Genomic DNA, 9,426 nt, shown 5'->3' with positions numbered 1-9,426 from the left:
GTCGGAGTGGGCGTGGGTGTCGGAGTTGGTGTTGGCGTCGGAGTAGGAGAGTAGGAGTTGGGGTAGGGGTGGGCTGGGGCTGGACGATGGCCAGGGCCTCTTCGGCTTTTAGCTCCCCCCGAACCAGCTTGGAGAGGGTATCTTGGCCGCCAGGGGTGTAGGTGATCTCGCGGGCGGCGCTGTTGAACACATTGCGGATGGGATCCCCTTTGCTGTCCACCAGTTCCAGCACCATCACATTGCGACCGGGCCTGAAGCCCTTCAGATAAAAAGACTCCCAGCGATCCAGCAGGCCGGATTGGCCGTTGAGGGTGTAGCGGATCCGCCAGTCCCGTGGCAAGTCACTCAACAGGCTCTCCCGCACTGGGGCATTGGCCAGCCAGAAATCCACCAAGATTGGCTCGGCCCCGTAGCTGCCTGTGGGGCGGTTGTAGGTGAGCAGGGGCAGTTGCGGCTGTGGCACGTACTCGGGGGTGGGAGCTAACACGTGAAAGCTGACCTGGGCATAGGCTTCAGAGTTTTTGAAGCTCTCGTGCCAGGGTTTGCCGGCAAACACCCGCAGAGTATGGGATCCCGGCTCCAAATCCTTGAAAACGAGGGGAGCATCGGCATCGTAATGGGCGATGTAGGGCCGGTTGTCCAGCACCACGTGCAGATGAGGGCCAAGACCCAATTGCGGATCTTTGAAAAGTGGGTACCCTTGCACCGCGAAGCGAACGGTTACCTGCCGCTCTGGCAACACCTCACCTGGCTTGGGGCTGAGGATCTGAACTTGCGGGCGACAATACTGCAAATGGGCATCCAGCTTGGCAATCTCCGGGGGAACCGGCACGCGCTCTAGCTGGGGAAGCTGTTCCTGCGGGGGTTTAGGCGGGGATCCCCCACAAGAGGCCAAAACGAGGGCGGCCAACAGACAGATCCACCATCTCAACAACCCCCACCTTCTCAACCTGGCATTTCCCGCGTGTTCTTGCATGAGCCTCACATCCCGACACTCTCGGTACCCTGCCGAGCTGCAGATAAGCCATCCCCACATTACCAGCATGTGTCCTTTGGGGAGGATCCCTTCCCCCGCCCTAGAATGGGATCAACTGGCCTGGCTCAAGCCGGGTCGGAGACACTTTTGAGGTCGTGTATGGCTCTGTTGGCGATAACAGCTCTTGCGGGCATGGATCTGGCCCAGTGGCAAGCTCTGCTCAACAACGTGGCGTTTGCCATTTCTCTGGGGGCCATGCTGTTCTACTGGGGTGGGGCAGCTTTTCCCCAGGTGCAGCTTTTGGCCGAATTGGGCCTAGCGGGGATGATCGGGGCAAACTTGACGATGGCCGCCCTGTTGACGGCCCGCTGGATCGATGCAGGCTACTTCCCCTTGAGTAATCTGTACGAGTCTTTGTTTTTCCTGGCCTGGGGGATCACCGCTTTGCACCTGCTGGCCCTCCACTGGAGCCGCAGCCGCTGGGTGGGGGTCATGACTGCCCCAGTTGTAACCGGGATCGTAGCCTTTGCTGCCTTGGTGCTGCCGGAAGATATGCAGGTAGCCCAGCCCCTCGTGCCGGCTTTGCAATCCAACTGGCTGATGATGCACGTGACTGTGATGTTGCTGGCCTACGCGGCGCTGCTGGTGGGATCCCTTCTCTCCATCAGCTTTCTCATCGTCACTCGCGGTCAGGAAGTGCATCTCAAGGGCAACTCCCTCGGCCTGCAATTTCGCCCTCCCCAACCCCAAACCCATCCCGAATGGGCGGAAGCCACCCTGCCTTCCCCGGCTTCAGAACTGGCCTACGCCGGCCTCCGCTCCCCCCGTCCTGCCCCCTCGTCCGCTGAACTCCCCCCCCAACCGGCCCCCGAAGGGATCCCCTGGCAACGGCTGAGCCTGGCAGAAATCTTGGACAACACCAGCTACCGGCTGATCGGGCTGGGGTTCCCCCTGCTCACCATCGGCATTATTGCCGGCGCCGTTTGGGCCAACGAAGCCTGGGGTACCTACTGGAGCTGGGATCCGAAAGAAACCTGGGCTTTAATTACCTGGTTGGTCTTTGCCGCCTATTTGCACGCCCGCATCACCAAAGGCTGGCAAGGCAGACGCCCCGCCCTCTTGGCCAGCTTGGGTTTTGGAGTGGTTTGGGTATGTTACCTGGGGGTCAACTTTCTGGGCAAAGGCTTACACAGCTATGGCTGGTTTTTCTAAGAAACCGATCCCCGTTTATGAGTATCCTGGTGCTGGCAAGCCGTAGTGGATCCCTCTCAAGAGGAGACAAGAGGAGAAAATTATGCGACTGTTCAACTACCTGATCCTGTTCTCGGCTCTCCTAGGAATCGCTCTCTTCGCCATGCAAAACGCCACCCCAGTCACGATTACCTTTGCCCCTGGCGTCAGCATCGAAAGCCCTCTGGTGATGGAACTTCTGGCTGCTGCTGGGATTGGGGCCGCCCTCGCCTGGCTGTATAGCCTCTGGATGCGCGTACAGTTCAGCATCGAAGCCCGGGAAAAAAATCGGCAACTGCAGGAGAAGGAGGTCACCATCACCGAACTCAAGGAAATGGTGGTGGAGCTGGAAGCCAAAGTGAAGCAACTGCCCCCCAGCAAGCGTGCCGAACCCCAAGAGGACATCCAGGATGTGAAAGAAGTGGCCACCGAGGGATCCCCTGCCTAAAATCCCCAGGTTGACCCACAGGCCGTTGAGGTAGAATTGAACTTCTACTTGCCCCTCTCCCTAGCTCATACTTCCTATGCAGGTTATCCAAGAAAAACGCCCTGGCAGCCGGGTCGGTCTCAAAATCGTGGTAGAAGCCGACCGGGTGAAGCGCTCCTACGAAAAAACCTTGCGTCAACTGGAGCAGAATATCCAGATTCCGGGATTCCGCAAGGGCAAGGCCCCCCGCAACCTCGTTGTGCGGCAGGTGGGCCGCGAGCGCATCCTGGCCAGTGCTGTCGATGACCTGATCAGCGAGGCCATTCAACAGGCTTTCAAGGAAGCTCGGCTCACTCCCATTAGCCGGTTCGAGCTGGATGATGAGGTGGGGCAGCTCTTGGCTCAGTTCAACCCCGAAGCAGACTTCAGCTTCTCGGGATATGTTGAGGTGTACCCCGAAGCCCGCGTTGGCCAATACAAAGGGCTGACCGTTACGGCAACCCGTGTTGACGTCAAGCCTGAGCAAATTGACCAGCTCATCGACCGATGGCGGGATCAGCGGGCCACCCTCTTGCCGGTAGAAGATCGGCCTGCTCAGTTGGGGGATGTGGTGGTGATCGATTTTGAGGCCCGCGATGCAGAAGGCAATCCCCTCGACGAGATGACCACCCAGGACTTCCAGCTGGAACTCAAGGAAGACAACTTCATCCCCGGTTTTGTGGCGGGCATCGTGGGCATGCAGCTCGACGAAACCAAGGAGATCGCAGCCACCTTCCCCGACGACTACTTCAGAAAAGAGTTGGCCGGGAAAACGGTTACCTTCACTGTCTGCCTGAGGGAGATCAAGGCCAAAGAGCTGCCCGAATTGGATGATGCCTTTGTGCAAGAGATCAGCAGCTTTCAAACGGTGGCCGAACTGCGGGAGCACTTGCAAAAGCGCCTCGAACAGGATGCCCTGACACAATCTGAGGAGAACCTGGAAACCGCCATCCTCAACGCCATCTTGGAGACTACTGAGGTGGATTTGCCGGAAACCCTCATCGAACAAGAAACGACACAACTGCTGGCCCAGAGTCTCCAGGCCCTGCGGCAGGAAGGCATCAAGCCGGGGGAGCTCCGTAAGTTCTTGTCCGAGTTGCCTCCCGAAACCCTTAACCAGTTGAAAGAGCGCCACCGACCCGAAGCCATCGACCGGCTGCGGCGCACCTTGGCCCTGAGCGCCATCGTTCGGCAAGAGCAAATTGCCGTAGGTTCCACGGAGTTGGACGTGGAGGTGGAAGAGGTGATGGCGGCCTATGCCCAGCAAGGCCAAAAGCTGGATCGGGAACGAGTACGCCAAGCCGTCTATGAAGGCTTGCTGACCGACAAGGTGATGGCCTGGCTGAAGTCGCAAACTACGGTCAACTGGGTCGATAGCGAGGGGAATCCAACCCAGGCGCCCACTTCTTTGGCAGTCTCGGAGGAGAAGGTTGAAGTGCCAGAGGCCGAGTTTGAGGCCGATGGGCCAGAAGCAGAGGTATCTGGGATCCCTGAGGCCGTTGAATCCTCATCAGAGACGGCTACGGGGGCGGAAACGGATGGAGAAGCTGCAGCTGCGGAAGCCGAGCCAGCTACAGAAAAGGCTGTAGAAGCATCCCCTGCTGAAACCGTCTCAGCCTCTGCGGCAGAGGCAACGCTCCCAGTTGAGGAGAAAGCGGCAGAGACCGCTACAGAGATCCCGGCAGCAGAAAAGCCCAAGCCGAACAAAAAGGACAAAAAAGGCAAGTGAATGCGCTGGGGATTTTCTGGCTGAGGGCATTTCCTTCAAAAGCAAGGGGGCGCAGCCCCTAGTGTTCCAAGTCGCAAAAAATAGATATCTACCACTGCTGGCAGTGGCAAAGGGGAGCGTTTAGGGTTTATCCTATTCGCAACATCTGCAAGAGGGCAGGCTGCCATGAAGGGATTTGCGCGCGTACTTGGGGCTTGGGGGATCCTCACCCTGATCGCCGGGATCTCGCCCGGCAGCGCTGTGGGCCAATCGGCCTTGCCTCCTGTGCCCATCATGCCCTCGGATCCCCAAGGTTCGTTTCCCGATCCAGGGATCCCGGCAGCCCCTTCCCCTCCCCGTGAGCCGGTCGGGCTGGATCTCCGCCATCTGGTGGGATTGTTCATCAACGAGTCCTTGGGTGCAGGCAACCAAGCTGCTGCGGTTAGTTACAACGACCTCTACACCCGCCTGTTGGCCCGAAGCTACGGGGATCCCCGCCCCTCTATTGAGGTGGAGTACGAGTTCATTCAAGAGATCCTGCGGGAGTATGGGGATCCCGCCGATCGCTTCTGGGATCCGCAAGCTTTCAAGGACTTGCTCAACCGTCCCCGTCCTCCCGTACAAGCCCGCGGGATCGGCCCGCGCCAGGTTTATTTGGCAGTGCCGGATCTCACCCCGGCCACAGCTCAGCAAATCCGCCAAACCCTCTACACCCAAGACTACAGCCAGGGCATTGTCCTCGACCTGCGCGGCTCGGTGGGCTACGACCCCCAAGTGGTGGCCGATGTGGCGCGCCTATTTCTGCCCCGCTCCGTCCAGCCGCTGCTGATTACCGAAGACCGATTCGGGCAGCCCACCCTCTGGAACAGCGAAAATCTGCCCATTGCCGCCGGGATCCCGTTGGCCGTTCTCGTGGATGGTAACACCCGCCAGGGGGCCACCCTCTTGGCTGCCCAGTTGGGATCCAGCGGTAGCACCCTTATCTTGGGACAGCCCACCCAAGGCAGCGAGCGACAAACCCGCTTCTTTGCCCTTCCCTCCGGCGCGGCGGTGGAACTGGCCGTGGCCACCTGGAAGACAGGGGATGGTCGCTCTTTGGAGCGGGGTCTGGTGCCCTTGCAGACCGTGGAAGGAGATGACAATGCTTGGCTGAATGCCGGCCTGCAAGCGCTGGCCTTGCCCCCCCGGCGACCTGCCCTGCCCCCACGGCCTACAGTGCTGGTGCAAGAGGGTCGAGTCGGTCGCTTTGAGCTGGGTATGGATACCCGCAACGTGGATACCCACCTGCTGGGCAATGTCGATCAGATCCCAGCGGCCTCTGGAGCCAATGTGTTTCAGCCCAACAGCGACTTGAAGATCTTTTACCTACAAGACTACATCCTCTTCACCTACCGTCATCCGGGCATTGTGGATAGCTTTTTCGCCAACCGCATCTACACCACCCACCCGGAAGCCATGACCGGCGAAGGGATCCGCATCGGCTCCACCTATTCGGAAGTGATCGCCGTTTACGGCGGGCCCGGCGAGAACGGCTACAACGAGGTGGTACCCTATCCCAAGGGAAGCCGAGAATATCTGCGCGACGACCGCTACTACGTCAACTACGATGCCCTGGGCCTGGCCTTTGCCTTTGAGGTGGGATCCAACCAGGTCACGGCCATTGGCCTGTTCAAGCCGGGGAGCTGAAGGCGAGGGCAACTGGGGAATCTCTGTTGGCTTGCCAGAGGGTTCGGGGATCCCGCCCATCTCCACGTTGTCCCCTGCCGGAGAAAAGTTAATCGATTGTTAATCTTTTTGTCCTGATCTCTCAACATCGCCCGGAGCGATGCGGTAGATTAGTGCAGCAACTCCCGCAAAGGGGATTTTTTGTGCCATCTACGGACTGTAGGAGAAGCTCTTGGCAAACGTCGTGGTTGTCGGTGCCCAGTGGGGCGATGAAGGAAAAGGGAAGATCACCGACCTCCTCAGTGAAAAGGCCCATGTGGTCGTCCGCTATCAAGGTGGGGTGAATGCAGGGCATACCCTGGTGGTGGGGGGCCAAACCTTCAAGCTACACTTGATCCCCTCTGGCATTCTCTACCCCGACAAACGCTGCATCATCGCCAGCGGCACGGTGATCGATCCCGAGGTTCTGCTGGCCGAGATCGACCAACTGCATCAATTGGGCATTTCCACCGACAACCTGTTCATTGCCGAAACGGCCCACGTCACCCTGCCCTACCACCGGGTCATTGACATCGCAGAAGAGGAGCGGCGTGGCATTTACCGGCTGGGCACCACCGGCCGGGGCATTGGCCCCACCTATGCCGACAAGGCCGAGCGCATGGGCATTCGCGTCGTGGACTTGATGTACCCTGACCAGCTGCGGGAGCGCCTCAGTTGGGCCATTCCCTACAAAAATGTCTTGCTGGAAAAGATCTATAACTTGCCGCCCTTGGATCCCGAGCCAATTATCGAGCAATACCTGGCCTATGCCGAGCGGCTGCGCCCCTATGTTACCGACGCTGCTCTGCTTCTCACCCAAGCCATCGAAGATCGGGAGAACATCCTGTTTGAAGGGGCTCAAGGCACCCTGTTGGATCTCGACTACGGCACCTACCCCTACGTCACCTCCTCCCATCCCATTGCCGGTGGCGCTTGTATTGGCGCTGGGATCGGCCCCACCAGCATTGACCGGGTGATCGGGGTGGCCAAAGCCTACACCACCCGCGTTGGCGAAGGCCCTTTCCCCACCGAGCTCAAAGACGAGATCGGGGCGTACCTGGGGGCAACCGGTGCTGAATTTGGCACCACCACAGGGCGACAACGGCGCTGCGGCTGGTTTGACGGGGTAATTGGGCGCTACGCGGTGCGAATCAATGGCCTAGACTGCCTGGCCATCACCAAGCTGGATGTGCTGGATGGCTTGGATGAGATCAAGGTGTGCGTGGCCTACGAGTACCAGGGGCGGGAAATTCGTCACTTTCCCAGCGATGCCCGGGTTTTCGCCCAGTGCAAACCCATCTACGAAACCCTGCCGGGCTGGAAATGTTCCACCAAAGATTGCCGCTCCATCCAAGACTTGCCCCCCGAAGCCCACGATTACCTGAAGTTTTTGGCGCAGTTGATGCAGGTGCCGATTGCCATTGTTTCTCTGGGGGCCAGCCGCGACCAGACGATCATTGTCGAAGATCCCATCCACGGCCCCAAGCGGGCCCTTCTCTACCCCAATGGTGGCAAGCGCGCCCACGCCCTCATGCCCGACTGAGTGGGCTCAAGAACAATTGGGAACAAGGGCAATCATAGGGCAATCATTAACAATGTAGTGATCAAATGCTCAGTAATGATCAATGTGAGTTAAGTTATGGTCATTTCAGGTTAGGGTGAAACGCCTAAGCTACGGAGAAAAGCCTTCCGGCCCTGTGCGTTCAACGTCTTAGGTGTGGATGCAGTGTCCTAGTTTATAGTCATTTAAGAGGGAATAAAACTGTTCCGTTGTCTTGCTTCCCAGCTCCTCACTGCCGAGCGAATAGGAAGCGTCTTAATCTAACTTGAAATGACTCTAATGGTTTGAGAAAAACAATATTGCCGCAGTTGGGCCAGTTCTACCTCACTGAGATCTTGCCACTGGCCGGGAGCAAGCCCCACCAGAGAAAGAGGCCCCAGTCCAACCCGAACCAACCGCAAAGTTGGGATCCCAACGGCGGCAGTCATGCGGCGCACCTGGCGATTGCGACCCTCCCGCAGCGTCAGTTCCAGCCAGGTGGTGGGGATGGAGCGGCGAAAGCGGATGGGGGGATCCCGTGGCGGCAGGGTGGGTTCCTCAGCCAAGACCTTAACCTGGGCCGGGCGCGTTTTTCGCCCTTGGATGATCAGCCCCTGTTGCAGCTGTTGCAGGGCTTGGGGGGTGGGGATCCCTTCCACCTGAACCCAGTAGGTGCGCTCATGGCCGAACTTGGGGTCGATCAAGCGGGCATTGAGGCGACCATCATCGGTCAGCAGGAGCAGCCCTTCGCTGTCGCGATCCAACCGCCCTACCGGATAAACTTTGGGCACCGGAATAAAAGACTTGAGGGTAGGCCGTCCCGCTTGGTCGGTGAATTGGGTGAGCACGCCATAGGGTTTGTAAAACTTGAGATAGCGCATGACACACAAAACAACAAAACTGTGAACCCAACCTTTCCAATCTTTAAGATTTGGCAGAAGGATTTGGCAGAGCGGCTTCAACGGTAAGATCAAGCTTTAAGGAGCAATATCCCTCCATCGCTAGCAGCGTTTGACGGGGCTCACCCCATGACCATAGACAACAACTTACTCTGGGTTTTGGTTGGAACAGCAGGGCTCTCTCTCCTCAGCCTGGTGTACGTGCTGGTGGATGAGGGCAACAAACGTCGCCGCTACGAACAGCAAAAGGAAAAAGAAGCTGCTCAGCCACCTGCGGTTGTTCCTGCAGAAGAAGCCGGGATCCCAGCTGCACCTCCTCCTTCTGCTCCTGAACCTGTTGCTGCTCAGCCCGCTTCAGCGCCACACACTGCTGACGGGTTCCCAGAAGCGTCGCGTAGCGATGACGAGGAGCCAGAAACCTCCCCGGAAGCCGTTCGCGCCAGCAGGACAGAGTCCTTGCCCAGCCCTGAGGACTCTGCTCTCCCCAGGGAGCCGGATGCAGGGCCTGACCCCGCAGAGGAAATGCCGAAAGATACCCCATAACAGTTTTTTCGGTTCTGGGGAAGTTCTGGGGATAGATGGGATCCCCATCCCGCAAGAGGGGAGCTTCATGCCCTCATCAGGGTTTGCTCTCCGTAGCGCAGCATCATCTCCAAAGCCGCGAGACGGTTGCCCCAAACTTGAACTCGATAGGGGTTGCGCAGAGATTCCAGCCGCATCCAAGTGGCAAGATTGGTTTTCAAGTTGCCCAGTTGCTGACGGGCTTGTTCCAGGGCTTCCGGGGTGGGATCCGCTGCCAAGGCCGCCAGGGATCCCTGCACCCGCTCTATTTGCTCCATCCATTGGCTGTGCTGATACATTTACGCTGAACACTGCTGAACATCACTGTTCAACTATGCAGCG

General features: G+C 58.6%; 8 protein-coding genes and 1 pseudogene. 6 read left to right on the top strand and 3 right to left on the bottom strand.

Going from position 1 to position 9,426, the window contains the following annotated elements:
* Positions 1-910: pseudogene (locus tag NW829_RS10700) on the bottom strand (hypothetical protein); the annotation flags it as partial.
* Between the two features lie 258 nt (positions 911-1,168).
* Between NW829_RS10700 and ccsB the strand changes: the two are divergent.
* The 5 genes from ccsB to NW829_RS10675 all read left to right on the top strand — a co-directional run bounded on the left by ccsB (position 1,169) and on the right by NW829_RS10675 (position 7,627).
* Complete coding sequence (gene ccsB / locus NW829_RS10695; protein WP_414388903.1) at positions 1,169-2,188, top strand: c-type cytochrome biogenesis protein CcsB; 1,020 nt, start codon at positions 1,169-1,171, stop codon at positions 2,186-2,188.
* 82 nt (positions 2,189-2,270) lie between these two features.
* Complete coding sequence (locus tag NW829_RS10690) at positions 2,271-2,654, top strand: lipopolysaccharide assembly protein LapA domain-containing protein (protein WP_414413445.1); 384 nt, start codon at positions 2,271-2,273, stop codon at positions 2,652-2,654.
* A gap of 76 nt (positions 2,655-2,730) precedes the next feature.
* On the top strand, positions 2,731-4,401 hold the full coding sequence (gene tig, locus NW829_RS10685) for a trigger factor (RefSeq protein ID WP_414413444.1): 1,671 nt from the start codon (positions 2,731-2,733) through the stop codon (positions 4,399-4,401).
* 165 nt (positions 4,402-4,566) lie between these two features.
* Positions 4,567-6,066 (top strand): S41 family peptidase, encoded by a 1,500-nt coding sequence (locus NW829_RS10680; RefSeq protein ID WP_414413443.1) that lies wholly within the window; start codon positions 4,567-4,569, stop codon positions 6,064-6,066.
* Between the two features lie 211 nt (positions 6,067-6,277).
* On the top strand, positions 6,278-7,627 hold the full coding sequence (locus NW829_RS10675) for an adenylosuccinate synthase (RefSeq protein ID WP_011431751.1): 1,350 nt from the start codon (positions 6,278-6,280) through the stop codon (positions 7,625-7,627).
* A gap of 278 nt (positions 7,628-7,905) precedes the next feature.
* Here the strand turns inward: NW829_RS10675 and NW829_RS10670 are convergent, their stop codons facing one another.
* Positions 7,906-8,505: a pseudouridine synthase gene (locus tag NW829_RS10670; RefSeq protein ID WP_414414102.1), complete on the bottom strand. Its 600-nt coding sequence runs from the start codon at positions 8,503-8,505 to the stop codon at positions 7,906-7,908.
* 147 nt (positions 8,506-8,652) lie between these two features.
* On the opposite strand from NW829_RS10670, the gene NW829_RS10665 reads away from it, so the two are divergent.
* Positions 8,653-9,066, top strand: a complete 414-nt coding sequence (locus NW829_RS10665) for a hypothetical protein (protein WP_414417050.1) — start codon at positions 8,653-8,655, stop codon at positions 9,064-9,066.
* 65 nt (positions 9,067-9,131) lie between these two features.
* On the opposite strand, the gene NW829_RS10660 is transcribed toward NW829_RS10665, so the two are convergent.
* Positions 9,132-9,383, bottom strand: coding sequence for a hypothetical protein (locus NW829_RS10660; protein WP_414390272.1), 252 nt, complete (start codon positions 9,381-9,383; stop codon positions 9,132-9,134).
* Between the last annotated feature and the right edge of the window lie 43 nt (positions 9,384-9,426).

Source organism: Synechococcus sp. R55.8 (genome assembly GCF_047461895.1).
Classification (GTDB): Bacteria; Cyanobacteriota; Cyanobacteriia; order Thermostichales; family Thermostichaceae; genus Thermostichus.
Note: the sequence above shows the minus strand (reverse complement) of the source record. Positions and strands in the feature narration are given on the sequence as shown.